The 26,146-nt window shown below is 60.5% G+C and carries 21 protein-coding genes; 8 read left to right on the plus strand and 13 right to left on the minus strand.

Features of this window, described 5'->3' with window-relative positions:
- Nucleotides 1–3: 3 nt before the first annotated feature.
- From AC244Q_RS28225 to AC244Q_RS28250, 6 genes are all read right to left on the minus strand, one after another.
- Nucleotides 4–1,101, minus strand: coding sequence for an ABC transporter permease (locus AC244Q_RS28225; RefSeq protein ID WP_012755516.1), 1,098 nt, complete (start codon nucleotides 1,099–1,101; stop codon nucleotides 4–6).
- 6 nt (nucleotides 1,102–1,107) lie between these two features.
- Nucleotides 1,108–2,694, minus strand: a complete 1,587-nt coding sequence (locus AC244Q_RS28230) for an ABC transporter substrate-binding protein (RefSeq protein WP_003562644.1) — start codon at nucleotides 2,692–2,694, stop codon at nucleotides 1,108–1,110.
- Between the two features lie 146 nt (nucleotides 2,695–2,840).
- Complete coding sequence (locus AC244Q_RS28235; RefSeq protein ID WP_003562642.1) at nucleotides 2,841–3,794, minus strand: dihydrodipicolinate synthase family protein; 954 nt, start codon at nucleotides 3,792–3,794, stop codon at nucleotides 2,841–2,843.
- Between the two features lie 12 nt (nucleotides 3,795–3,806).
- The gene (locus tag AC244Q_RS28240; RefSeq protein ID WP_128406918.1) at nucleotides 3,807–4,748 is read right to left on the minus strand and encodes an SMP-30/gluconolactonase/LRE family protein; all 942 of its coding nucleotides are present in this window, start codon (nucleotides 4,746–4,748) and stop codon (nucleotides 3,807–3,809) included.
- Nucleotides 4,745–5,575: an NAD-dependent epimerase/dehydratase family protein gene (locus AC244Q_RS28245; protein WP_128406919.1), complete on the minus strand. Its 831-nt coding sequence runs from the start codon at nucleotides 5,573–5,575 to the stop codon at nucleotides 4,745–4,747. Before AC244Q_RS28245 ends, AC244Q_RS28240 begins: the two co-directional genes overlap by 4 nt.
- 21 nt (nucleotides 5,576–5,596) lie before the next feature.
- Nucleotides 5,597–6,310, minus strand: a complete 714-nt coding sequence (locus tag AC244Q_RS28250) for a FadR/GntR family transcriptional regulator (protein WP_041935769.1) — start codon at nucleotides 6,308–6,310, stop codon at nucleotides 5,597–5,599.
- Nucleotides 6,311–6,611: 301 nt separating this feature from the next.
- Between AC244Q_RS28250 and AC244Q_RS28255 the strand changes: the two genes are divergently transcribed.
- The 6 genes from AC244Q_RS28255 to AC244Q_RS28280 all read left to right on the plus strand — a co-directional run bounded on the left by AC244Q_RS28255 (nucleotide 6,612) and on the right by AC244Q_RS28280 (nucleotide 14,927).
- A complete protein-coding gene (locus tag AC244Q_RS28255; RefSeq protein ID WP_012755519.1) occupies nucleotides 6,612–8,549 on the plus strand; it encodes an ABC transporter substrate-binding protein in 1,938 nt (645 codons plus the stop codon).
- 123 nt (nucleotides 8,550–8,672) lie between these two features.
- Nucleotides 8,673–9,659, plus strand: coding sequence for an ABC transporter permease (locus tag AC244Q_RS28260; protein WP_003562632.1), 987 nt, complete (start codon nucleotides 8,673–8,675; stop codon nucleotides 9,657–9,659).
- 9 nt (nucleotides 9,660–9,668) lie between these two features.
- A complete protein-coding gene (locus tag AC244Q_RS28265) occupies nucleotides 9,669–10,790 on the plus strand; it encodes an ABC transporter permease (RefSeq protein ID WP_113547489.1) in 1,122 nt (373 codons plus the stop codon).
- 7 nt (nucleotides 10,791–10,797) lie between these two features.
- On the plus strand, nucleotides 10,798–12,519 hold the full coding sequence (locus AC244Q_RS28270; protein WP_128406920.1) for an ABC transporter ATP-binding protein: 1,722 nt from the start codon (nucleotides 10,798–10,800) through the stop codon (nucleotides 12,517–12,519).
- Nucleotides 12,516–13,727 carry a mandelate racemase/muconate lactonizing enzyme family protein gene (locus AC244Q_RS28275; protein ID WP_003562627.1) on the plus strand — a complete coding sequence of 404 codons (1,212 nt, stop codon included), beginning with the start codon at nucleotides 12,516–12,518 and terminating at the stop codon, nucleotides 13,725–13,727. Before AC244Q_RS28270 ends, AC244Q_RS28275 begins: the two co-directional genes overlap by 4 nt.
- A 12-nt stretch (nucleotides 13,728–13,739) precedes the next feature.
- A complete protein-coding gene (locus tag AC244Q_RS28280) occupies nucleotides 13,740–14,927 on the plus strand; it encodes a galactarate dehydratase (RefSeq protein ID WP_003562625.1) in 1,188 nt (395 codons plus the stop codon).
- A 177-nt stretch (nucleotides 14,928–15,104) separates the two neighbouring features.
- On the opposite strand, the gene AC244Q_RS28285 is transcribed toward AC244Q_RS28280, so the two are convergent.
- From AC244Q_RS28285 to AC244Q_RS28315, 7 genes are all read right to left on the minus strand, one after another.
- Nucleotides 15,105–15,677: an NADPH-dependent FMN reductase gene (locus tag AC244Q_RS28285; RefSeq protein WP_003562623.1), complete on the minus strand. Its 573-nt coding sequence runs from the start codon at nucleotides 15,675–15,677 to the stop codon at nucleotides 15,105–15,107.
- An 84-nt stretch (nucleotides 15,678–15,761) separates the two neighbouring features.
- Nucleotides 15,762–16,427, minus strand: a complete 666-nt coding sequence (locus tag AC244Q_RS28290) for a nitroreductase (protein WP_026157589.1) — start codon at nucleotides 16,425–16,427, stop codon at nucleotides 15,762–15,764.
- Nucleotides 16,428–16,817: 390 nt separating this feature from the next.
- Nucleotides 16,818–17,171, minus strand: a complete 354-nt coding sequence (locus tag AC244Q_RS28295; RefSeq protein WP_017996291.1) for an ArsR/SmtB family transcription factor — start codon at nucleotides 17,169–17,171, stop codon at nucleotides 16,818–16,820.
- A 199-nt stretch (nucleotides 17,172–17,370) separates the two neighbouring features.
- Nucleotides 17,371–18,063: a response regulator transcription factor gene (locus AC244Q_RS28300; RefSeq protein ID WP_017996289.1), complete on the minus strand. Its 693-nt coding sequence runs from the start codon at nucleotides 18,061–18,063 to the stop codon at nucleotides 17,371–17,373.
- A gap of 1 nt (nucleotide 18,064) precedes the next feature.
- Nucleotides 18,065–18,442, minus strand: coding sequence for a response regulator (locus AC244Q_RS28305; RefSeq protein ID WP_003550117.1), 378 nt, complete (start codon nucleotides 18,440–18,442; stop codon nucleotides 18,065–18,067).
- Between the two features lie 2 nt (nucleotides 18,443–18,444).
- Nucleotides 18,445–19,086 (minus strand): response regulator transcription factor, encoded by a 642-nt coding sequence (locus tag AC244Q_RS28310; RefSeq protein WP_113547494.1) that lies wholly within the window; start codon nucleotides 19,084–19,086, stop codon nucleotides 18,445–18,447.
- Complete coding sequence (locus AC244Q_RS28315; protein ID WP_128406937.1) at nucleotides 19,083–22,718, minus strand: PAS domain-containing protein; 3,636 nt, start codon at nucleotides 22,716–22,718, stop codon at nucleotides 19,083–19,085. The genes AC244Q_RS28310 and AC244Q_RS28315 overlap by 4 nt, the downstream gene beginning before the upstream one ends.
- Before the next feature lie 351 nt (nucleotides 22,719–23,069).
- On the opposite strand from AC244Q_RS28315, the gene AC244Q_RS28320 reads away from it, so the two are divergent.
- Both AC244Q_RS28320 and AC244Q_RS28325 read left to right on the plus strand, forming a co-directional pair.
- Complete coding sequence (locus tag AC244Q_RS28320; protein ID WP_128406921.1) at nucleotides 23,070–23,822, plus strand: SDR family oxidoreductase; 753 nt, start codon at nucleotides 23,070–23,072, stop codon at nucleotides 23,820–23,822.
- A gap of 738 nt (nucleotides 23,823–24,560) precedes the next feature.
- Nucleotides 24,561–25,874 (plus strand): hypothetical protein, encoded by a 1,314-nt coding sequence (locus tag AC244Q_RS28325; protein ID WP_017996284.1) that lies wholly within the window; start codon nucleotides 24,561–24,563, stop codon nucleotides 25,872–25,874.
- Nucleotides 25,875–26,146 lie beyond the last annotated feature (272 nt).

The following is a 26,146-nucleotide window of genomic DNA, read 5'->3' on the forward strand; positions in this document are numbered from 1 at the left end:
GCGTCACCGTGTCCTCGGATCAAGAATGCGATAAAGGAAGTCCGACAGGATGTTGATCGTCAGGAAGACGGCGCCGATCGTCAGCACCGAACCCATGACCACGTTCATGTCGTTCATCTGCAGCCCCCGCGTCAGGTACTGGCCGAGCCCCGGCCACCCGAAGACGGTCTCGATCAGCACCGCGCCTTCGAGCAGCCCGCCGAAGGTCAGCGCCATGATCGTCAGGAGCTGTACGCGGATGTTCTTGAATGCATGGCGCCAGACCACCTTGCGGGTGCCAAGCCCCTTGGCCCGGGCGGTGATGATGTATTCCTGGCTCAGTTGCTCCAGCATGAAGCTTCGCGACATGCGGCTGATATAGGCGACGGAATAGTAGCCGAGGATGGCGGCCGGCAGGATGATGTGGCCAAGGGCGTTGTAAAACACGTCCCATTGGCCCTGAATCGCTGCGTCGATCAGGAGAAAGCCCGTCATCGGCGTGACGAGGCCTTCATAGAAGACATCGATCCGGCCCGAGGCGCCGACGAGCTTCAGCTTCGCATAAAAGACGAAGAGTGCCATCAGCCCGGTCCAGAAGATCGGGATGGAGTGGCCGGCAAGGGCGACGATCCGCGCAATGTGGTCGATAACGGTTCCCCGCCTGACCGCGGCGGTGATCCCTAAGGGAATGCCGACGATCGCCCCGATGATCATGGCGATGATCGCAAGTTCGATCGTTGCGGGAAAGATTGTCAGGAGATCGGTGAGGATCGGCTGGCCCGTCGTCGCCGACATGCCGAGATCGCCTGTGGCGATCTTGCCGACGTAGGAGAGGAACTGCATCCAGATCGGCTGCCCGAGACCCAGCTCGTTATAGACGCGATCGTAAACATCCTTGCTGACCTCCGCCCCGGTGATGGCGAGCACCGGGTCGGCGGGCAGCAGGCGGCCCATCGAGAAGGTTAGGAAGAGCAGGCCAAGCAGCGTCGTCACGACTGCCACGACGCGTCCCGCCAGGCGCCGCAGCAGGCTCAGCGCCGGGTGCGGGGCCGCCTCGGCGAACCCGCCCTCCGTGGAACCACGGCTGCTCTCAGACTTCGATGTCAGATCGGCGCTCGCCACGGCGTTCTACTCCTTGGTCACGTCATGCCAGCGCGTCGACCATGTCGTATGCCCGTGATAGCCCTTGACGTTGGCGCGCATGACATAGGGGTCAGTTCGCTGGAAGAAGATGACCAGCGGCGAAGCCATGCCGGCATAGATGCCATCCATCTTCTTGAAGATGTCTGTGCGCTTTTCCGTGTCGCGCTCCTTCATCGATTGGTCGATGAGCGTGTTGAGCTCGTCCACCTTCATGCCCGTGCGCCAGAGGTAATAGCTGCCGAGGCGTGCCTCGTCGCTATTGTCGGGGTTGAAGGCATATTGCGTGGCGACCGCGAAGGGATCGGGCAGGCGGGCGCCGGAATTGCCGAGCAGCACTTCGAATTTGCGCTCGCGGAAGGCGGGCGTGAACTCGCCGGGCACGAGATCGAGATCAAGGCCGGCGGCGCGCGCACTCGCCTGCAGCGCTTCGGCGAAGGGCAGGGTCGCGGCTCCCGACGGATTGAGCACCTTCTTCAGGCCATTGGGATATCCGGCTTCCGCCAGCAACTGCTTGGCCTTGGCGGGATCGTAATCGTAGCGGACCGCCGCCTCACCGGGAGCGCCGATCATGCCGCGCGGGATCATCGACTGCCAGGGAAAGCCCGTATAGCGCATGATGTTGCCGGAGATCGCTTTCCAGTCGAAGGCATGCTGGAAGGCCTCGCGAACCTTTGGCTTCTGCAGATCCGGGTCTTTCTGATTGAGGGCGATATAGTAGAAGCCGAGACCCGGGACATTCTCGATGACCATGTCCTTCTTGGTGGCGAGCGCATCGAGGTCGCCGCTTGAAACATATTGGCCGACATCGACGTCGCCGGCTTCGAGCTGAAGCCGGAGATTGCCGGATTCCGGGATGTGACGGGCAACGACACGGGCCATGGCCGGCTTGCCGCCCCAATATTTCGGCTGGGCATTGAAGATCGCGACATCGTTCGGCCGCCACTGCGCCAGGCTGAATGGGCCGCTGCCGGCGGAATTGGCGGAAAGCCAGGCGCCGCCAAAATCGCTGTTTGCCTCGTGCGACAGTACCGTCTTCTTGTCGACGATGCCGATCGACGAGCCCGCCAGCGAATAGAGCACCAGATCGGTATTGACCGCCTGCGGCAGCTCGATCTCGAGCGTGTGTTCGTCTTTTGCGCGAACGAGCTTTTCGACGTTTTCAGGCGTGAAGCCCCAGAGCGCGATGTCGGTGGAGCCGACCTGGCCCATCTTGATGACGCGCTGGATCGACCAGGCCGCATCCTCGGCGGTGACCTTGTTGCCGCTCTGGAAGACCGCGTCGTCGCGTAATGTCAGCGTGATGATCTTGCCATCCGCCGAGACACTCCATTGCTTCGCGAGCATCGGCTTCAGCGTTTTAAGGTCGTCCGGCGACAACTGCACGAGATTGTCGTAAATATTCGAGATCAGTTCGGAAACCGTGCGGGCATTGTTCTGCGCCGGATCGAGCGTCCTTATGCCGGTGAGATTGGTGCCGATCACCAGCATATTGGGCGGCGACGCCGCGAAGCTGGGCTGCGCCGTCATCATGGCGCCGGTAATTGCGATCGTTGTCAGTACTTGTCTCAGCATCTCAAGACCTCCCAATCCTGTTGTTGGCGGAAATAGAGCAATTCCAGGAAAAGTGCGAAGCGATGTTCCGTGCGAAATTGCGTAAAAACAAAGGGTTAGAGCGGCTCTGCGCTTCCATGAAAAGTTGAGCCGCGCTCGTGTTGAACTCAGCCGGCCGCCTTTGCGGAATCCTGCTGGTGTGGATCGATCTGGTTGTTACCGGCGGCATCCCAGCGTTGAAGCAGCCGATGGAGTTCCTCGCGATCGTGCCGATCGAGCAGCGGCAATCCCGGCACGCGCACGGGGCCGACATCGAGGCCGGAATAGGTGACGGCCTCCTTGACGACAGTCACGTTCGCGCCATTGCGGAATTTCGTCCGCATCCGCTCGAATGGTTCAAGCTGGTTGACGATAGCCCTGGCCGCGCCGAAGTCTCCTCTTTCGAGCGCATTGTGAACGGCAAGCGACAGATGCGGTGCGACATTGACGAGGCCGGATGTGAAGCCGCGCGCACCCGCAGCCGTAAATGTCGGCGCCCAACTCTCCGCCAGGCCGCAGACGAACAGTGCGCCGGCCGGATCGGCCGCAGCGATCGCTCTGGAAAGCAGCATCAGATCGGTCGTGGCGAATTTGATGCCGGCAATATTGCCGTGGTTTGCGAGACGAATGATATCGTCGACGCCGAAACCTTCTGCCCTGACATAGGCGACGAGCGGCAGGGTGGAAGCATCCGCAAGATTGCAGAAATAGTCGATCTGGGCCGAAGGTGCTGCGAAAGGATCGACGGGCTGATGAGACATGACGGCGGATGCGCCGATCGTCGCCGCATCTTTCGCCATGCCGATCGCCTCGCGCAGCGACCGGCCGATTGCCGCCGTCACCGGCGCCTTGCCGTTGACGCCTGAAACCGCCGCCTCATGGACGATCCTGATTTCCTGCGGCGTCAGAGCATAGAATTCCCCGGTATTGCCGGCAGCGACGATGTTGTGAATGCCGGCTGCCGCCACCCGCTCATAGACTTTCGCCGTGATCCGTGGTTCGACTTCACCTTTGCCGTCATAGGCGGTGACGGGAACACCCGATACGCCTGTAAGCGCCTTGCGCATGGTTGCGATGCTCATCTTTCTTCCCCGTTATCTTTCCATCAATCCGCCGTCACCCGAAGGGTGATCGGCCGCTGCCATCCCGGAGGGATGATTGGCCCCGAAGCGAAACGGCGGCAGGCCCTCTGCATCCACGTCGAAGGCGATGACCTTCCCCGCCTCGAAACGTCCGGTGCGGTCTGTCGACAGGCTCGTGACGTAGAGGGTGCGCAGATTCGGCCCCCCGAAACACGGCATCGTCGGTGCAGCGACCGGCAGAATGTAGATTTCGACGATGTCGCCTTCAGGCGAAATTCGGTTGAGGCGACCGGCGGAAACCCCGGCGCTCCAGTAGAACCCGTCACGATCGGTTGTCGCTCCATCCGGCCGACCCTCGTCTTCCGTGAAGCTGCGGAGCCGGCGCCCATCGCCGAGGTCGCCCGTATCAGGATCGAAATCGAATGCCTGCAGGAAGCATTGCCGGCTGTCGGAATGATACATCCGCCGGCCGTCCGGCGACCAGGCAAGGCCATTGGAGCTCGTCAGTTTCGTGGCCACGGTCCGGGTGCTGCCGTCGGCGCCCACGCGGTAAAGTGCGGCCTCATCGATCTGCGGCTTGGATTCACTGATCGAGCCGATCCAGAAGTGCCCGTCGGGACCGACCTTTCCATCGTTGAGGCGGCAATTGATGTCGCGTCCGACCGGATCTGAAACAAACTCGAAATCTCCGGAGACGGGATCGAAGAGATGGACGCCTGTCTGGAGCGCCACGACGATCCTTTGATCGCGGCAAAGCCCGAGCGCGCCGATGGCGGCCGGCATGTCGAAGCGGTCGATCTTTCCTGAAGCCGAGAGCCGAACGAGTGCTGGCGCCAGAATATCGACGAACCACAAAGTGCCGGTCTCGTCGTCCCATACCGGCGATTCACCAACCGTCAGCGGCTGCTCGCTCACGGAGCGGACGTCCGGGCGGATGATCCGAGGCGCCGTCATTCAACCGTCTCCAGGCTCTTGGCCAAACCCTCGGCGTCGCGCATGCGGATGGTGCCGTCGTGATTGATCTCACAGAACCCGCCTCCCTGGAACGCCAGCGCGACCGGCCCTTCGGATCCCTCTTCGATGCGGGCGTGATCACGCGGCCGGTCCTGTGGTTGGTAGCCCAATCGTGCCGCCAGACCGTTGTCCCACCAGATCTCCTCGGCATCAGAAACGCCGTAGACCACCGTTGCTGCGATCAACGGGTGCGACAGGCCGATCCTGACCAATTGCGCCAGGTCCCGCGCGCTGATCCAGATCGCAACCGATCGCTCGCTGTTGGGATAGGTGCCCGCATTGCCGATGCGGATGGAAAGAGAGCGAATGCCTGACGTGTCGTAATACAGCCCCGCCACAAGTTCGCCCCAGCATTTGGAAAGTCCATAGGGGCTATCGGGGCGCATCGGGTCGAGCGGCGACACCAGCTGGCCGCGCGGATAAAAGCCCGTGGCATGATTGCTCGATGCATAGACGACCCGCTGGACCTTGTTGATCCGCGCCGCTTCGTAGAGATTGTATGTCCCAAGCACGTTCGCATGCAGAATGGCGTTCATGTCGATGCCGCTTGCGATACCTGCCAAATGGACGACGCCGTCGATATCCTTCAGCGCAGCCGTCGCCTCGTCGAGCTTTGTAAAGTCGGCCCTGACGAAAGTCTCGTTTTCGCCAAGCCCGTCAGGCTCCTGCAGATCGATCAGGCTGAGGTGCTCGAAATGCGACCGAAGAATCGGGCGCAGCAGCGTCCCCACACGTCCGGCAGCACCCGTCACAGCGACCCGTTTCATCGTCTCTCCTCCCATTATCGCTCAAACGCCCTGGAACATGCGGGCGCGAGCATTCAGTATGTGTTTCTTCATCGCATCGTGCGCTTCGGTTTCCCGGTGCGCGAAGATCGCCTCGACGATCACCGCATGCTCATCCTGGACGCTGCGGATCTGTTCCGGCGTCCGCTTCAGGCTCAAGCTTCGCGTAACGGAATGCCCGATGGCGAAATGCGGCTTGAACCACTCGCGCATGGTGATGTGGAACTGGTTACCGGTCGCCATGGCAATTGCATCATGCAGAGCCTGGTCCTCCTCGGCACCAAGCTCCCCATCGCGCAAGCATTGCTCGATCGAAAGAAGCGCTGCCATTATCCGCTCCCTGTCGTCCGGTTGCCAGTTTCGTGCCGCAAGCTCAGCCGCTTCGGCTTCGAGACCGGCGCGAAATTCGAAGAACCGCTGGACATCGGCCAAGGAGCCGACCGGTACCATTTTCAGCATCGACGAATCCGGCCTTTGCCTGACATAGGAACCGGAACCTTTGCGCGAAACGACCAACCCATCGGCTCTCAAGCGTTCGAGCGCTTCGCGCACGACGGGTCTCGATGCGCCGAAATCAGCGGCCAGCTTCGTCTCCGGCGGCAGTCGTTCGTTCACCGGAAAGTTGCCGTCGGCGATCATCCCCACGATCTTCTCGTAGATGATGTCGCTGAAGCGCGTTGCGCCCCTGTTCGAACCGGCATCGACCGCGAATGTCACCATGGTCCTTTTCTCTCAACGCCGCGTGCGCCGTGGCTGTCGCCGGCCATGATGTTCAAGGCGGTGCACAGCATCTGACAGATTCAACGTTTTTGGTCTTGTTGGTCGCATTTCGGCGGCGCAACATGGCGTTTCAATGCTGCATGGCTACAAAATTTGTAATTATCTGTCAACTCTTGTAATCATTTGAGAACGTGTCTATGGTTTCGCTCGTAGCGCCGAGGAGGGCGTCAGCGTCGGGTCGGGAGCCCGACGCATCAGCCGGTGCAAAGGCTGCGCCGGCGCAAAAGGGAGGAATTCGATGGCCAAAGAAATACTGTCGCGTGGCGTCACCCGCCGCGCCGTGCTTGGTGGCATGGCTGGTGTCGCGGCGCTGTCTATCGCCGGTCGCGTGTCTGCCGCAGGTGGTGAAGCGCCGGCACTTGCGCAACTCGCCAAGGACGGAAAGCTGCCGCCGCTCGCCGAGCGCCTGCCGAAAAAGCCGATGGTCGTGACGCCGTTCGAGAAAGTCGGCACCTATGGCGGTTCGCTGCGCCGCGGCCTTCGCGGTTCATCCGACCATAACGGCATCCTGCGTATGGTCGGCAACCAGAGCCTTGTGCGATGGAACCTCGACTTTACCGCCGTGCAGCCGAACCTTGCCGAACGCTGGGAAGTCAGCGACGACGCAACACAATTCACGTTCCATCTGATCGAAGGCGTGCGCTGGTCGGACGGTCATCCCTTTACGGCCGATGACGTCGTTTTCGCGATCGAAGACTGCGTCAAGAACACCGAGCTCTACAGCTCGACACCGGCGCAGCTTGCCGTCGCCGGCAAGCCGGTGACCGTCGAGAAGATCGACGATTACACGGTGAAGTTCACCTTTGCCGCGGCCAATGCGCTTTATCTGGAGAACCTCGCCACGCCGCTTGGTCAGCATCCGACGCTGTTCCCGAAGCATTACTGCAGCCAGTTCCTGCCGAAATATAATCCCAATATCGAGGCCGATGCGAAGAAGGCCGGCGTCACCAGCTGGACGGAGCTGTTCCGCAGCCGTTGCGGCGACATCGAGATCCCGTCGCGATGGGGCAATGTCGACAAGCCGACGCTCGATCCATGGGTGGTCAAGGAGCCCTATGCCGGCGGTGCGACGCGTGTCGTCATGACCCGCAATCCCTATTTCTGGCAGGTCGATACCGAGGGCAACCAGCTTCCCTACATCGATGAAATCAACTTCGGCATCTCACAGGACGTCGAATCGCTGATGCTGAACGTCATCTCTGGAAAGATCGACATCCAGGAACGCCACATCAGCGTGCTCGCCAACAAGCCGACGCTGTCCAAGAACATGGAAAAGGGCGATTATCGGCTGCTGACGCTCGTGCCTTCGGCCTCGCAACAGTGCCAGATCTATTTCAACATCACCCACAAAGATCCTGCCATGCGCAAGATGTTTGCCGACAAGGCGTTCCGGCAAGCGCTTTCGATCGGCATCAATCGCCAGGAGCTCATCGACATCGTCTATTTCGGACAGAGCGAGCCCTACCAGGCAGGGCCGCGTCCGACCCATCCGTGGTATAACGAAAAATACGCGCGCCAATTCACCGAATTCGACGCCGACAAGGCAGGCGCGATGCTCGATGAGGCCGGCTATAAGAAAGGCGGCGACGGTTTCCGCCTCCGGCCCGACGGCCAGAAGGTGTTCTTCTCGATCGACGTCATTCCGACGCTTTATCCCGACCTCGTCGATGCCCTGGAACTGGTCAAGGCGCATTGGGCTCAGATCGGTGTCGACATGAAGGTCAACACGATCGAGCGGGCGCTCTACTACACCCGCGGCGACGACAACGCCCATGACGCGGCGGTGTGGCCGGGTCCTGGCGGTCTCGATCCAATGCTCGATCCGCGCGATTTCTTCGCCTTCCATCCGCAGGGTTCGCGTTACGCCATTCCGTGGACGCTTTGGTACACCTCCAACGGCGCACGCGGCGAAGAACCGCCAGAAAGCCAGAAGAAGCGCATGAAGCTCTTCGACGAAGCGCGTTCGACGGCCGATCTCGACAAGCGCGGCGCAATCATGAAGCAGATCTTCGACATCGCGGCCGAGGAGTTCGAGACCGTCGGCCTTTGCCTTGCCGTCGGCGGTTTCGGCATCATCCGCAACAATCTGCGCAATGTTCCCGAGAAGGAGCCGGATAGCTGGTCCTGGCCCAATCCCGGTCCGGCAATGCCGCAGCAATTCACCTTCACGAGCTGATTTTCGTCATAAGCGCCGTACCATCAGGTACGGCGCTTTCTTTCAGTTCGCCCTCCGAGATGCCTTGCCGGCCCTGACGGCCGACAAGGCCCGGAAGGCGGCGTTCAATGCAAGAGGCGCCCCATGCTGGTCTTCATCGCCAAACGCTTCCTATGGATGATTCCATCGCTGTTTGCCGTCAGCTTCCTGGCTTTCGTGCTGATCCAGCTGCCGCCGGGCGATTATGTCACGACCTATATTGCGACGCTGGCAGCCTCCAACGAGATCGTCGATCAGAACACGGCGGCGCAATTGCGCGAGCGCTTCGGCCTCGGCGACCCGATGCTCGTCCAATATTTCAAATGGATATGGGGCATTCTCACACGCGGCGATTTCGGCATTTCCTTCGAATGGCAGCAGCCGGTCTCTGACCTGATCTGGGAGCGCATGGCGCTGACGCTCGTTCTGGCTCTGTCGACATTGATCGCCACTTGGGCGATCGCGCTGCCGATCGGCGTCTATTCCGCCGTGCGCAAATATTCGATCGGCGACTATTTCTTCACCGCCTTCACCTTCTTCGGCCTGGCCGTTCCGTCCTTCCTGCTGGCGCTGGTGCTGATGTATGTCGCGGCGGTCGAATTCGGACAGGATGTCGGCGGGCTCTTTTCGCCGGAATACGAGAACGCGTCCTGGAGCTTCGCCAAAATGGTCGACCTCTTCTCGCATCTCTGGCTTCCCGTCATCATCCTTGCCGTCTCCTCGACGGCGAGCCTCATCCGCGTCATGCGCGCCAACATGCTCGATGAATTGCCGAAGCCATACGTCACCACGGCACGGGCAAAAGGTCTCTCAGAGTTCCGGCTGCTGATGAAATATCCGCTGATGATCGCCCTCAATCCGTTCATCTCGACGATTGCCTGGCTGCTGCCCAACCTCATTTCCGGCTCGGTCGTTGTCGCCATCGTCCTCAATCTGCCGACGGCCGCACCTTTGCTGCTGCAGGCACTGATGGCCCAGGACATGTATCTCGCCGGCGCCTTCGTCCTGCTGATCTGCGCGCTGACGCTGATAGGCTCTCTGATCAGCGACATCCTGCTTGCGCTGGTCGATCCCCGCATCCGGTTGGAATAGGAACCCCACGTGGCCGACATTACCGTTACAAACATTCCCCCGGATCGCGCCGCCGTTGCATCGCAGTGGCAGCTCATCTGGTGGGCTTTCCGCCGGCACCGGCTGGCCATGGTGGCGCTTGTCGTCACTGTGCTGATGTATATCGTTGCCCTGCTTCCCGGCTTCTTTGCCATCAACGATCCGTACCTGCAAAATGCGCGGGCGACCTTTCACCCGCCGCAGAAATTGCATCTGATCGATACTGAGAACGGGTTCTCCTTCGGCCCGCATTATTATCCGATGAAGCTGGCCCGCGATCCGGAAACGCTGGCCGCCATCTACAAGGAAGACACGACAAAACGTGTCGACGTCCAGTTCTTCGGGCGCGGCTATGAATATTCGGTGTTCGGCCTGTTCAGGACCAACATCCATTTGATCGCCTCGCCCGACAAGACGACGCCGCTGCTTCTGTTCGGCGCCGACAGGCTTGGGCGCGATGTCTTCAGCCGAACGGTGCAGGGTTCGCAGATCTCGTTGTCGATCGGCCTCGTCGGCGTCTTCTTCTCGTTGATGCTCGGCATCGTGCTCGGCGGCATCTCGGGATATTACGGCGGCCGTATCGATTTCTTCCTGCAGCGGGTGATCGATTTCGTGCTGTCGCTGCCGACGATCCCGATCTGGCTGGCGATGGCCGCAGCCCTGCCGCAGGACTGGCCTGCGACGTTGCAATATATGATGATCACGATCATCCTGTCGCTGACCGGCTGGGCACAGCTCGCCCGCGTCGTTCGCGGCCGCTTCCTGTCCTTGCGCACCGAGGAATTCGTCGCCGCCGCCAGGCTCGACGGCGTTCGCGAAAGGCGCATCATCTTTCGTCACATGCTGCCAAGCTTTGCCAGCCATATCATCGCGTCGATCACGCTTGCGGTGCCGGCAATGATCCTTGCCGAAACCTCTCTTTCCTTCCTGGGGCTCGGTCTGCAGCCGCCGACCATCTCCTGGGGCGTGCTTCTGCGCGAGGCCCAGAACATTCGCTCGATCGCCACCGCGCCATGGCTCTTCATGCCGGGCTGTGCCGTCGTGGTCGCCGTGATGGCGCTCAACCTTCTCGGCGACGGCCTGCGCGATGCGGCCGACCCCTATAACAAATGAGGCCGGCATGACCGATACACTTCCTATTGCCGGCAGGCCGCTGCTCCAGGTGAAAAATCTGACGGTCGAGTTCCCTCTGCGCACCGGCGTCTTTCGCGCCGTCAGCGATCTGTCTTTCTCGATCGAACCGGGCAAGACGCTTTGTGTCGTCGGCGAAAGCGGATCCGGCAAATCGGTGACGGCGCGTTCGATCCTGCAGATCGTCGATGCGCCCGGCCGCATATCCGGCGGATCGATCATATTGAACGATCAGAACGGCGGGTCGATCGATCTGACCAACCTCAATCCGCGCGGGCGTCAGATCCGCGCGATCCGCGGTCGCGACATCGCCATGATCTTCCAGGAGCCGATGTCGTCGCTGTCGCCGATCCACACGGTCGGCAACCAGATCGTCGAGGCGCTTCGCCTTCACACCCGGATGAGCAAGACAGAGGCGCGCGCTGAAGCCATATCGCTGCTCAGCCAGGTCGAAATTCCCTCGCCGGAAAAAGCGCTGGACCGATATGCCTTTCAATATTCCGGCGGCATGCGCCAGCGCGCGATGATTGCCATGGCGCTCGCCTGCAAACCGCAGCTGCTGATCGCCGACGAGCCGACCACGGCCCTCGACGTGACGACCCAGGCCGAGATTCTCGACCTGATCGCCCGGCTGCAGAAGGCTAAGGGCATGGCCGTTCTTTTCATTACGCATGACATGGGCGTCGTGGCGCAGATCGCCGACGATGTGCTCGTCATGCACAATGGTGTCGCCAAGGAATATGCGCCGGTCGAGCAGATATTTCATGCGCCGAAAGACGACTATACCCGCATGCTGATCGGCTCGGTGCTGAAGCTGGAAGCGAAGGCCGAAATCCGGCTGGCGCGCCCGCCGCTCGACACGACGGCGCCACCAATCCTAGAACTCCGCAATGTATCGATGGATTTTGGCGAGGTGAAAGCGCTGGACGATGTGTCCATTTCGCTTCTGCCGGGCGAAACGCTCGGCATCGTCGGCGAGAGCGGATCCGGCAAGACGACGATGGGTCGCTCGATCATGCGGCTGATCGATCCGACTTCAGGCGAAATCCTCTATCGCCGCGCCGACGGCGACATCATCGATCTGGCAACGGCAAAAGGTCAGACGCTTGCTGCGGCACGGCGGGAATTGCGAATGGTGTTTCAAGATCCTTTCGGCTCTCTCAACCCGCGCATGACCGTCTCGCAAATCATCGGCGAGCCGCTGCTCGTCAATGGCGTCGCAAAGGGGCGGGCGCTGGAGGAGCGCGTTTGCCATCTGATGGAGCAGGTTGGCCTCGACCCGAGGGCGCGCGAACGCTACCCGCACGCCTTCTCCGGCGGCCAGCGCCAGCGCATCGGCATTGCCCGCGCCATCACGCTCAATCCGCGCGTCATCGTTGCCGATGAGGCTACCTCGGCGCTCGACGTCTCGGTGCGCTCGCAGGTGCTCGATCTATTGATGCGCCTGCAGGACGAACTCGGGCTCGCCTATATCTTCATCAGTCATGACATCGGCGTTATCCGCTACATGTGCGACCGTGTCGGCGTCATGTACAAAGGCCAGCTCGTCGAAATCGGCGACGCGGAGAAGGTCTGCCGCACGCCCGAGCACGCCTATACGCAGGCGCTCATATCAGCGATCCCGCGCCCTGATCCGCGTGATCGCGACCATTCCAGGCGTTTCCGCTACGTCGCGCCGGAGATTTTGAAGAATGGAAGTTTGCAGCGATGAAAATCACCGGAATCCGCACTTTTCTCATGCATGTCGGTCAGCCTGATCCCGCGAACTGGGCTTCCGACCAACGGTCCAGCAGTGGCGCCTCGAAACAGTTCGGCGGCACCAGAAACTGGCTCTTTCTGAAGATCGATACCGACGAGGGCATCACCGGCATCGGTGAATGCTCAGGGTGGCCGCGCGTCGTCGAGACAGCGATCCATGATCTCGCCCCACTCCTTATCGGCGAAGATCCGGCCCATACCGAACGGCTATGGCAGAAGATGCATATCGCCATGATGGGACATGGCATGCTCGGGACGGTCGGAGGCGGTGCGATGACCGGCATCGACATGGCGCTATGGGACATCAAAGGCAAGGCGCTCGGTGTGCCGGTCTGGATGCTGCTCGGCGGCAAGATGCGCGACCGGATTCCGATCTACTCGCATGCGAATACTCCCGAGCGCGCGCTTGCCATCAAGGAACGCGGCATAAAGGCGATCAAATGCGGCGGCGTCGCCGATCCGGTCCGCAAGGTCGCCGCGCTCCGTGACGCCGTCGGTGACGACATGGACATCGCCATCGATCTGCATGGGCCGCCGTGGCTGACGCCTGCGGATGCCTGCCGGCTGGTGCGGGCGCTCGAACCCTATGAATTGATGTGGGTGGAAGATCCGATCGCGCCGGAGAATATCGACGGCTACCGGCGCATCCGCGACGCAGCACATGTGCCGCTTGCCGCCGGCGAGCGCTCGGCGACCATCTTCGGCGAGCGTGAGCTTATCGAGAAGGAACTGGTCGACGTCATCCAGCCGGACACCGGCCGGGCCGGCGGTATCACCCAGATGAAGAAGATCGCGGCCATGGCCGAAGCCCATCATATCCAGATGGCGCCGCATTCGGGTTCACTCGGACCGGTGGCGGAATATGCGGCTCTGCATCTGCTCGCCGCGATCCCCAACGCGCTCATCCTCGAGCGCCTCGACGACGACTGGGACGGCCGCCGCCAGACGATCGTGCCGCATCCGCAACAGGTCGACGGCTTGATCGCCGTTCCTGATGGCCCGGGACTTGGCTGCGATATCGACGAGGCCTTCGTGGCGCGCTTCCCCAGCAACGGCAATGTCTCGGTGCCGCAAAGTGCCGGTGCCTACAATACCGGAACCGACAACGAGCATCTCTACGTGCAGACGCGCCAGTCGCGCCGTACCTATTTCAATCGCTAGAAGGACAGAAGGATGAAGATCGACCGCATGCGGGTTTTCATGACCCGCGACAAGGACCGTCCCCGCGTGATCGTCGCGCTCGACACCGATGACGGGCTGACGGGCTGGGGCGAATGCTACAATCACGGCCCCGACAAGGCGCTTCCGCCGCTCTTGGATTATCTCTACGAATTTCTGTCCGGCCAGGATCCGACACGCGTGGAGTATCTCGTCAATCTGCTGATCCAGCAGAGCCGGTTTCCGCCGGGGGCGCTCGGTCTTGCCGCGATCTCCGCGCTCGATCACTGCCTGTGGGACCTTGCGGCCAAGGCGGTGAATGTCCCGGTCTACAAGCTGCTCGGCGGCGAAGTGCGCGACCGCATCAAGGTCTATGCCGGTGTCTACACCGCACCGGATGCGCCGGCGGCCCGCGACGAGTTCGATCGTCTGAAGGAGGGGTGGGGTTTCACCGCCTTCAAGCTCAGCCCCTGGCGGATCGACATGCACTCCAATCGCTGGGGCAATGTCGTCAAAGCCTCGGCGGATTATTTCCGCTCGCTTCGCGAAACGGTCAATGACGAATACGAAATCGCCTTCGATGCCCATGCGAAGATTTTCGAGCCAATCGCCGCTCGCCAGCTCGGCAATGCGCTGGCGCCTTATGATCCGCTTTTTTTCGAGGAGCCGCTGCGTCCTGAAAATATCGAGGCCTGGGGCGATCTGAAACAGGGGCTCAACTGCACACTTGCGACCGGCGAGTCGCTCTACAACAGAAACGAGTTCCTGCGGCTGCTGCAGGTCAAGGGCGCCGACCTCATCCAGCCTGACATCTGCGTCGTTGGCGGCATCAGCGAAATGCGCCGCATCGCCACGCTTGCCGAAGCCTTCTTCGTCGGTGTGGCCCCGCACAACCCGATGGGTCCGCTTGCGACGGCGGTCAACGTTCATTTTTCGGCGGCGGCACAGAATTTCCGCATCCTCGAATACCGGCTGCCGAAGGGACAGGCCTACGTCTATGGCGGCCTCGATATCGAGAAGCGGGAGGGGGAAACCCGTTACGTCGTCGATCCCTATCTGCCGAAGGACGGCTATCTGGAACTGCGTCCCGACCGGCCTGGCTGGGGCGTCGAAATGGACGAGAAGGCGATGGAAGAGGAAGGCTACATTCATTGGCAGCGGCGCGTACCGAAGCGGCCCGACGGCTCCTACGCCTTCGCCTGAGGGCATTGCCCGCTTTAAAAACGGGAGCTGGCCGCCCGGATGGCCCGGCCAGCTCCCGCAGGGCGACGCTTCTAGATGCCGAAAAGTGTGAGCGGTTTTCGGGTGACATCATGCTCTAACTCTTTAATTTAGAGCAGGATTCAGATTTAAGGCCGACGGGCCTAAAATCATCCAGTTCTAGGCATCTTTCGGCAGCACTGAGCGAACCCTTGCGATGAAGACATGGAAGTCCTGCATGAACGTGCGAAGGAAATCCGCGGTTTTGTCGTTCGTGACCTCGCCGTCATCGGTGATCAGCCCCGGTGTGAACTGGATGTAGGCTTCCGGGGCATTCATCTGGGGAGAGTTGCAGAAACTGAGCACACTGCGCAAATTCTGCTGGGCGACCGCTGTGCCTATCGCGCCCGGCGACGTGCCGATCACCGCTGACGGCTTGCGTGTGAACGAGTTGGTGCCGTAGGGGCGGCTAGCCCAGTCGATGGCGTTTTTCAGCCCGCCAGGTATGGATCGATTGTATTCGGGCGTGACGAACAGCACGGCGTCGACGGCTGCGATTGCCGCCTTGAATGCCTTGCCAGCCGGAGGGTAGTCGGCGTCATAGTCGTAGCTGTAGAGCGGCAGGTCCTTGAAGGATATCTCCGACATTTCAAGTTCCGGCGGGGCGAACCGCACCAACGCCTTGGCGAGTTTGCGGTTGATCGAGCCCTTGGCAAGGCTGCCGATGAGATAGCCTACTTTATGCGTGGTCATGGCGTTCTCCAATATCTCGCATGATAAGGGACGTATCATACGCTAGGATCACAGAAGGGGTTCCTGTCCTTTGATCGCAAGTCACTAATCGCCGAGGAACGTGACCGTCTCGTCGAGCGGGGCGCGGCCTGTACGGGCGTAACTAACCGTGGGGTCCTCGTACCCGATCGACATGCCGCAGAAGAGGATGAGCCCGTCCGGGGGCGACAGGACCTCCGCGACCGTCTCGCGAACCTGCGACCACGCCATCTGCGGGCAACTGTGCAGACCTTCGGCGCGGAGCAGCAGCATGATGGTCTGCAGATACATGCCGACGTCGGCCCATTGGGGTAGGCCGAGGTCACGGTCGATGTAGCAGAATAGGGCGGCGGGCGCGCCGAAACAGTTCCAGTTGGCGATTGCTGCCCGCTGGCGCGCCTCCCAGTCCTCGCGCGCAATGCCGAGCGCGCTGTAGCGCTCCTTGCCGAAGGCGGACCGGCGCTCCCCATAGGGGGGCTTCAGCTCGTGCGGGTACATCTCGTACTGCCGCTTGTCCCAGGGGTCACCATGGGCCACGCGCTCGACGGCGGACGTCTTGAGCTCTGCCAGCGATGCGCCGGTCATCACATAGGTATTCCACGGCTGGATGTTCGATCCTGACGGCGACCAAGCTGCGGCGGACAGCACACGCTCAAGCACCTCCCTGTCCACAGGCTCGTCTTTGAACCCTCGCACCGACCGTCGACTTTTGACTGCCTCATATACGTCCATGATCGCCTCCATGGCGCTGGCCGTTCGTTACGTCCATAGTCATGGCCGCTTCCTCCTGACTGTTCCGTTCCTGATGTGATTCATTATCTCCATTCGCAATGGAGGCGTAATCACACCGTGGTCTAGGAGGCGTACATCAAACGTACATCAGGGATCGATGCGTTGCGGGGGGGCATGTGGGCGAAGCATCGCTGGACTCCCGCGCCACCGCATCCCGGCCTGGAAGGACGCCCCTGAAGGGCCTCAGCTTGGCGCTTGCGCTCAAGCCGCAGTTGTCTTTTTCGCCGACTTCGCCATTGCGCTGCTCTTCGTTGCCGCTGCGCCGATCCCGAGTTGCCTACAAGATCATGCTCCAATCATGAGCCGCAAGAGCAACGCTTCGTCATTTCGTCAGGTGCCTACGGCTTGGACGCGTTCCACTGGAGAGCGAGGATGCCATCCGAAGATGTCGGCGAGCGTATCGAGCATCGCCGTGGCTGCGGCGGATTGAAGTGAATAGTAGATCGTCTGGGCAGCCCTTCGGGTCTGCACGAGTTCCTGTTCTCGAAGAATTGCCAAATGCTGGGAAGTCGAAGATTGGCTCAATCCCACCTCGTCGGCCAGGACGCTCACGGACATTTCTCCTTCGGCCAACAGATGCAGAATGTGAAGCCGTTTGGCATTCCCCATGGCTGAGAGGAAGTTTGCTTCGTTGTCGAAGGCGTTGGTTTCAGGGGAAGGCGCAACTGACGATTGATTGTTCAAGGCGAGATCTCCTTTAGGGAACCAAAGCCGGGCAACAGGTCATATCCCCGAGCTTTAATTTAGAGATAACGCATGGGTGCGGAGCCGAAACCCATTATCGGCGCTCTATCGTCTTTTTTGGCGCGAATCGGATACGGCGCGCATCAAATGGACAGCGGCGGCAGGCTCGTCTTCGAGCCCGGCATCCTTCACCTATAAGCTAGCGCGCACCGACTTGGCGCATTTGCGCGGGCAGCGTTTCCCAGGCCCGGATCAATTCGCCGATGGAGGCGGCCTCCATCTTGTGCATGACATTGCTGCGATGCAGCTTCACCGTCACTTCACTGATGCCGAGATCAAAGGCGATCTGCTTGTTGAGGCGGCCGCGAGCCACTTCATGCAGAACTTCGCGCTCGCGCTGCGTCAGCGTCTCCAGGCGCTTGATGTTGCGCTCGGCGATCGCGGCTTCCGCCCGTCGCTCGGCATCCATCGCAATGCCGGCAGTCACGGCGTCGAGCAGCGTCTGGTCCCGCACCGGCTTGGTGAGAAAATCCACGGCGCCGGCCTTCATCGCCTGGACTGTCATCGGGATATCGCCATGTCCGGTCAGGAAGATGATCGGCTTGGAAATGCCGTTTTCGGCCAGATGACGCTGCAGATGGAGGCCGCTTGCGCCCGGCATACGCACATCGAGGATCAGGCAGCCGGGGCTATCCAAAATATCGGCGTCAAGCAATTCACGGGTCGAAGCAAAACTGGTCGACTGGAAACCCGCCGACAGGATCAATTCCGACAGCGCCTCGCGAACCGATGCGTCGTCATCGACGATAATGACAAGCGGCTGGCTCTCATCATAACTGCACTGCAATGATAACGGCGCCGATCTCCGCAGCAACGGCTGGTCAACTCTCATGTCACCCTCCATCTGTCGATTTATGCAAAGCGTTGGCAATGGCCGCCAGCAAGGCCTGGGCATCGAAGGGCTTGCGGAAAAATCCGCTCGCGCCTTGCGCGCGTCCCTGATCCGCTATCTCGTGGCGGCCCGTGATCATGAATACCGGCAGCTCCGGACGTGACTTCCTCACGAGGTCACGAAGTTCGAAGCCGTCGATGCCAGGCATTCCTATATCGGTGATAAGCAGGTCGAGGTCCGACAGCCCGTTGACGAGCAGTGAGCCCGCCGACGAGAAGCTGCGGGCCACATAGCCCGCGGATTCAAGAAGGTCGCCCATCGATTCAAGCAACCTTGGGTCGTCATCGACAATTGCCACGACGTGTCTTGTCTTGTTCATGTTCAATTCCCTCCCACTCGGCGCGAGTGGGTTATCGGTATTTCCAATCTCTCCGCGATCCGCACCAGATCGGCGAGTGATGCCGCGGCCATTTTCTGCATCACATTTCTTCTGTGGATTTGCAGCGTCACTTCGCTGATCCCCAATTCGGCTGCTGCCTGCTTGTTGAGAAGACCGCTGACGACAAGCGGCAGCACCTCGCGCTCTCGTGGCGTCAGGTCGAGATAGTGTCGTTTGAGCGTATCGAGTTCGGCGCGTTGCGATCTCTTTTCCCGATCCTCAGCGAGCGCCGCGTGGATTGCTGCCATCAGGTCCGCATCGCTGAAGGGTTTGGTCAGGAAATCCACCGCGCCGTGCTTGATCGCACGCACCGAGGAGGGAATGTCGCCGTGACCTGTGATGAAGACGATCGGCGGATGATCCCTGTCGGCGATCTGTCTCTGCAGATCGAGGCCGTTGATGTCAGGCAGCTCGATATCGAGGATGAGGCAGGAGGGCACATCCGGCTTGTCCGCTTTCACGTAGTCGCCGGCCGATTCGAAGGTGATGGCGCGCATGCCGTGCGAGTCCAGCAGCTCGCTGAGCGCTTCCCGAACACGTTCATCGTCATCGACGACGAAGACGATATGGTCATCACCCGTCATGACGCCGCCTTCGTTTCTATGGGCAAGGTGAATAGCAACGTCGCTCCATGCGGATTGTTCTTCTCGGCCCACAATCGTCCGCCATGCAGCTCGACGATCGAGCGGCAGATCGCCAGCCCCATGCCCATGCCGTTTTCCTTCGTCGTAAAGAACGGCTCAAACATCTTTTCGGGAAAGTCGATGCCCTGTCCGCGATCGCTGATCTCAGTCTGGAGGATATTCCCAATCTGGCGCACGCGGATTTCGACGACCCTGTCGCCTGTCGTGGCGTCCATTGCCTCGATGCCGTTGCGGATGAGATTGATCAGAACCTGCTGGATCTGGACGCGGTCGATTGCGATCGGCGGAAGGGTGGGGTCGACCTCCACCTCCATCCGAACGTGACGACGCCAGGCCTCGTCGGCCATGAGGTTGCGCGCTTCGTTGACGATACCGGAGAGCGTCGATGAGATCCTCCTGTCTACGGATTGTTTGAACAGGGCGCGGATCCGGCTGACGACATCCGCCGCCGAGTTGGCATCCCGGATGATGCGCTCGACCGTCCTCTGTGCCCGCTCCATATTCGGCGGCTCGGCCATGAGCCAGCGCTGGCAGGCATGTGAGTTCGCCACGACGGCCGCAAGCGGCTGGTTCACCTCGTGGGCGATGGAGGCTGAAAGCTCGGCGAGGCTCGCCACTTGGCTCGCCCGTGCAAGACCCTCTCGCACTCGACGCAGATCTTCCTCCGCGTGAACCTCACCGTCGATATCAAGGCAGATGACATTCCACTGGACGATGACGCCTTCGGCATTGCGCATCGGTGCCGCACGCGTCTCGACCCAGCGATATTCACCATCATGGCGCCGCAGACGGTGCCTACGCGCATAGGGCTCGCCAGTGGACAATGAATGGGCATAGTTTTCTTTGACCCCTGCCACATCGTCGGGATGAACACCGGCATCGAGTGTGCCGTCCAGCCGGGTTTTGCCCGTTCCATCCAACTCATCGAGATTATAACCGAGGAAGTCGCGCAGTTGCTGGCTGCGATAGATCGGTTCTCCATCAGGTGCTGCGCAATCGATCATTGCCGGCAGCGTTTCAACGAGCTGCCAGAGCGATCGTTCTCTCTCCCGCAGTGCCTCTTCGACGCGCAGTTGATCGTCGATGTCATGCGACAGACCATACCATTGGACGATCCGGTCGCTCTCGTCCCGCAGCGGCTCGGCACTGCCTTTCACCCAGCGATAGACGCCATCGGCACGCCGCAGGCGATATTGGCTGGAGAAGCGCTCGCCGGTGGCGAAGGAATGGTTAAGCGCTTCTTCAAGGATCGCCGCATCGTCGGGATGGACTGCGGCCTCGATGAGTGCCGCCAGCCGGCTCATGCCCGGCCTGTCCATATCCGCCATCTCAAGACCGAGAAAATCGATCAGGCGCTTGTTGAAGAAGGTCGGAGCGCCTTCCGGATTGAGCCGCCAGAGCAGGCTGGGAACCATATCGACGAGTTGCGAAAGCTCCCGCTCCCGGTCGCGTAGCGCTTCCTGCGCGCGCATCTCATCGTCAATGTCGACTGAGATCACATACCATTGCATGATTGCGCCGCTTTGATCCCGCAGCGGTTCCGCGCGACCGTCGACCCAGCGATAGGCACCGTCGACGCGACGCATGCGATATTTTATCGAGAAAGGTTCGCCGCTGGCGAGGGAATGGTGGATCGTCTCCAGCACCATTGGGGCGTCGTCGGGATGGATGAGGGTACCAATGACCGCCGCCAACCGGCTCATGCCCGGCCTGTCCATATCCCCTACGTCGAGACCGAAGAAGTCGATCAGTCGCTTGTTGAAAAAGACCGGCTCGCCCTCCGGCGTCAGACGCCTGATCTGAACCGGGACCATGTCGACGAGCTGCGAGAGTTCGCGCTCCCGATTGCGCAACGCCTCCAGCGCGCGTACCTCTTCATCGATGTCGAGAGAAACGCCATACCATTCCGCGACCGTTCCGTCATCGGCGCGCCGGGGCTCCACCCGGCATTCCGCCCAACGGTAGACGTCATCCTTTTCGCGCCAGCGAAATCGCATCGCAGAGCCGTCGCCGGTCTCGAAGCAGTTCCTGAGCGTACGCTGGACATCGGGAGCGTCTTCGGGATGAACCAGCTGCTGCAGAAGATCGTCGATACGCGGTTCACCGAGAGCGTCAAAATTGGCGATTACGGAGCGGAAATGATCCTGATATCGCTTATTGAAATAGAACGAGCCGCCGGTGGGCTCCACACTCCAGATGCGGACCGGCACGGCGTCTATGATCTGCTGGAGCTGTTGTTGGCTCCGCCGCACAACGTCCTCGGCATGGACCTGATCGTCGATGTCGTGACAAAGGCCGTACCACTGGACGATGCGCCCCGACTGATCCCGCATTGGTTCGGCACGGCTCGACATCCAGCGATAGAGGCCGTCGGCACGGCGCAGGCGATAGCGCATGGCAAAGCTGCCGCCGCTGACGAGACAATGACGAAGGGTGTCTCCGAACCCCGCCGCATCCTCGGGGTGGATGGTGGCCTCTAGAACCGCCTCCAGCCGGCTCATGCCGGGCTTGTCGAAATCCACCACATCGAGACCAAGGAAATCGACCATCCGTTTGTTGAAAAAGCTCGGCTCGCCTTCAGGCGTCAGGCGCCAGACGTGGCTCGGAACCATATCCACGAGGTGTGAGAGTTCCCGTTCCCGTTCGCGTAATGTCTCCACGCTTTGGCGCAAAGTGAGCACCGCCTGCTGATGCTGTCGGGATATGGCGGCGACAATCAGCGCCGAAAATGCCGAGATGGCCAGAAACAGCTGCAGCATGATCTGATTGTGTTTCTGGGATTCGGGATCGCCGGCAAATTGGCTGGCGCCTGTTATCGTGAACACCGCCGTGATCAGAGCAAGCAGAGCGAGCGATACGGCGGCGCCCTTGAACTCGAAGCGGACCGCGGCCCAAAGAAGAGGCGGCATGATGATATAGGCGAAGGGAAGGTAGCCGCTCAGTGAAAGAGCCGCCACACCAAGAAAGATCAGCGCCAGGACGCAGGCTTCCACCCATTGCGCGGCAGAGAACTGCGTCTTGCTGCGCCAGCTGTGAAAGAGGACCAACGCCAGCGGTGCGACGATGAGAATACCGGTTGCGTCTCCGATCCACCATAGCGGCCAGGCCGTCGCGAAGGATTGCGATTGGATCGCGAACCCGGCAAGCGTGGCACTTCCCACGGTCGCGCTCACGATCGGTGCAATTCCGGCAGCCAGGATGACGAATGTGAGAACTTCCCGCAGAGTTTCCAGCTGAACGGGATGCTTCAAGGTTCGATTCACCAGCCATGCCGCGACCATTGCTCCAAGAGCGTTGCCGACATAGATCAGGAAGGCCGCAGGCACCGGGCTGTAGAACCACAGGAAATTGCTGAACATCTCTGCCAGGCAGCCCGCCAGGATCCACCATGACCAGCTGCGCCTGGAAGCGAGGATGAGGGTCGCGACGAAGAGCCCGCCCGGAGGCCAGATGGAAATACCCGTTCCCGGCACGATTGCCAGCGACTGTGCGAAGCCGCAGGCGAGTACATAGGCGAGGAAGAAAAGCCCCAGGTGCAGGAGCCGGGGACGGTGCGACCAGACGCTCAGCATCAACTGCTCCTGCCGGACAGAGAGAACCGGGGGATCGTCAGCATTTCCTGCAGCAGTCATTCTCGATTTCGGGGCTGGCGAGCTCATGTTACGAACCGTAATCCCGCTGCACCACAACCGCAACTCATGGAAACCCATGCATTGCGCGGGAATGTAGCCGGAATTTTCGGGCAAACGACGGATCGGAAGAATGCTCTGTTTTCCCGATGGCGCATCCTAGGCTTCGGGCTGGTTCCGCTATGCCCTACGGCTAGGGCGCCAGACCTCAGGCACGATGGAAGGCGTCCGGCTTTCCGGTCATTGTTGATCCGCGTGAGGCATTGCAGACGAGATGCAACAGAGGATTCCGATATGAAATTCACCGTGGTGGGAGCAAGCGGTCTGATCGGAACGCGGCTCAGCGAGAAGCTGCGCTGGTCGGGCCACGACGTCGCGGCCGCATCTTTGTCGCTTGGCGTCGACACGGTTACCGGCAAGGGTCTGGACGTGGTTATGGCGGGAACCGAGGTCGTTGTGGACGTGACCAATGCCGCATCGTTCGGTGACAGTTCGGCGCTCGATTTCTTCAAGGCGTCGACGAAGAACTTGCTCGCAGCTGCGGCGCAAGCCGGCATCCGGCACTATCTCGCACTCTCCGTCGTTGGCACGCCGCGCCTCGTGGAGAGCGATTATTTTCGCGCGAAAATGGTGCAGGAAAATCTCATCCGGGCTGCAGGTCGACCCTATACGATCCTCCGCTCGACGCAATTTTACGAGTTCATAAACGGATTGATCGACATCGGTGCGGAAGGCAATATCTTTCGATTGCCGTCGGCCTTGATGAGGCCGGTCGCAGCCGGGGATGTCGCTGCATTCCTGGCGGAAGTGGCAGCTGGTGCTCCCTTGGGCGATGTCGTCGAAATCGGCGGCCCGGAGCAGTTCGGCATCGATGAAATCGCCCGGATCTATCTCGCCGCGAATGAAGACGAACGGCAGGTGATAACCGATCGATCCACGTCGTATTTCGGTGTCGAACTGACCGACGACGCCCTGATTCCTAGCGCCGGTGCGCGCATGGCGCGCCAGACGCTTTCCGACTGGCTCTACCAATCGATGGGGGAGTAGGCCGCGCGGCTTTTCTTCCGGCCGGTAGGAGACTTAAAATCGACCCGCCACAGAACGTTCATCTGGCTGCGATTAGAACCCTCAAAGGCTCACCGCAATCTTTAAATCGAGATGAACGAGGGTTTCAAGGCTTGCCTCCTGAAAGATTGGCGGCGGGTACAATAATGAGCGAGCATATTCCGTGTCGGTTGAGCAGCGTTTAACCCAGCCGCCTAGATCAGTGCTTCGGGGATGCCCCAAGGTTGACAAAAAGACATCCATTGCCGATCTCTATTTGGGTCAGAAGGTCGGCCCTTACCTCTTCGCCAACAACCGCTTTTATGTGCCGCCACTTTTGGCTCTTCGGATGTGCGGGCACCGGTACGCCTTCTCGTAAGAACAGCGTCACTTCAGGAGCTTCATCTGATTTGTAGATGCAAATTCTCAACGGCTCACATCCCTGTTAACAGCAAATATTGTGCACTGCAAAACGAGGGATGGCAAACATTCATTTGCCGGCTACGTCAACGTTGGCCGGTTTAGACCCGTGATCTGAGGCGCACCCTGCCGCCCGATGCTGAGGACGGCGTCCGTCGGAAGGTCGAGGGGCGCGACTCTGGAGGTTCGGGTGTTTTCACCCAAGTCGCCGGGGTTCATCACCTCGAAGCATTCAAGAAACCTGTATGAAGCTCAGGGTTGAACTCGTCGCACCCCGCTCCAAATCCCGTCGGCAGCAGTCGAAAAGGAGGGCAGGCGCACATGGGCAACGCACAGATCGATCGGGTCGGTCGAGTGAGACCAGGCTTGGGTTTCATTCTCGTCCTCGTTTCCCTACTGTCCAGCCCTCAATCCTTCGCCGCACCCGCCGATATCGGCGGCCTGACGGTGACCCTGCCCGATGCTGCTTCCGGCTGGAGGAAAGCCGGAAAGGGCAATCTCTTCATGCTCCAGAAGGAATTTCTGGAAACGGAGGACGACAAGCGCGGCAATGCTCTGATTCAGATCACCAAGCCGCTCGCGGCAGCGCGCAATTCCCTGCAGGCCGGCATGAAGACCTTCGTTGCGACGCTGCCCGACATGGCAAAGGAAGATATCCTGATCAAGCATTACGGGGTCTCGGTAAACGGCTATGACATCCGCGCGGAAGAACGCTGCTGCGTCCAACAGAAGAACGTCAGCATCAGCCAGATCGTCGTCGGCATCGCCGGAGACAAGCGGCAGGCCTTTCTGCAGCTCGTGCTGCTGAATGTCAGCGGTGACAGAAGCAGTGGCGCCGAGGCCGATTTCGCTGCCCTGGTCCGCTCGGTGAAGCTTGATCCTTCCGACAAGGATTTCGACCTCGTGCCGACGAGCGGCGATGGCGGGCTGGACGGCGTCTTCACCCATCTCGATACCGGAATCCGGCCGAATGTCTTCGGCGGCATGGATTTTTATTCGGACAGCACGATCACCATCTTCGACCCGAAGGGTCTGTTCAGCACAGAGCTCCCGAAGGGCGGCCGGAGCATCACCGAACATTGTAAGGAGACCCCGACCGATTGCGGCCTCTACAAGCTTGTCGGCGGCGGTTTCTTCTCCTCCGCCGGGTCGATCGAAACGCGCAGCGTCACCTCTGCCTACGGCACGATCGAGACAGAGACGAAGACATTCTCGAAAAAGGGCGAAGACCTGGTGATTGCCGAGGCAGACTATCGCGCCGTGCCGCCATTTGATGAGAGCACGACACTTGACGGCGAATGGGTATCCACCTTCGCCTCGAGCGGCATGACCGCGACCTCATCGGGATCGGTGGCGTCCAGCCATACGCTGAGGCTTCATCGAAACGGTACTTTCGAACGCACAGGCTGGTCGGGCGCCTCGACGACGAACGAAGTCGGCGGATCGAAATCGGGCGTCACCACGTCAAGCAACCGGCCGGGCGCCAGCGGACGCTACAAACTTTCCGGCTATCGCCTCGATCTGACCGACGCCAGCGGCAAGACCGAGACCATGAGCATATTCGAACCGGACAAAGGTTCCGACGGGCTTCTGGTGATCAACGGCAACAACTACCTGAAGGACGACGGAAAATAGAGAGGCAGCGTCCAGGCTATTGATAAATTGGATTTATCCGGGGATTTCTTGAATTTCCGGCTGGCTTGAAAGTCACCCGTGTTGTCAACCATTGCGAACCATTGGCATGGCTCGCACCGCCTCAAATCTGCCCGACGTCGCCGGTCGTCTCGGCGGGCGGAAACGGGCGGTTTGGTTAAGCATTTGTAAATTGGTAACGAATCGAGGCATATAGTAACTGCGCAACTGAAGCGCTTTCGTTCAAAATTGCGCAGTTACTTGGGAAAAAGATC

It is taken from the genome of Rhizobium sp. CB2179, assembly GCF_057653455.1.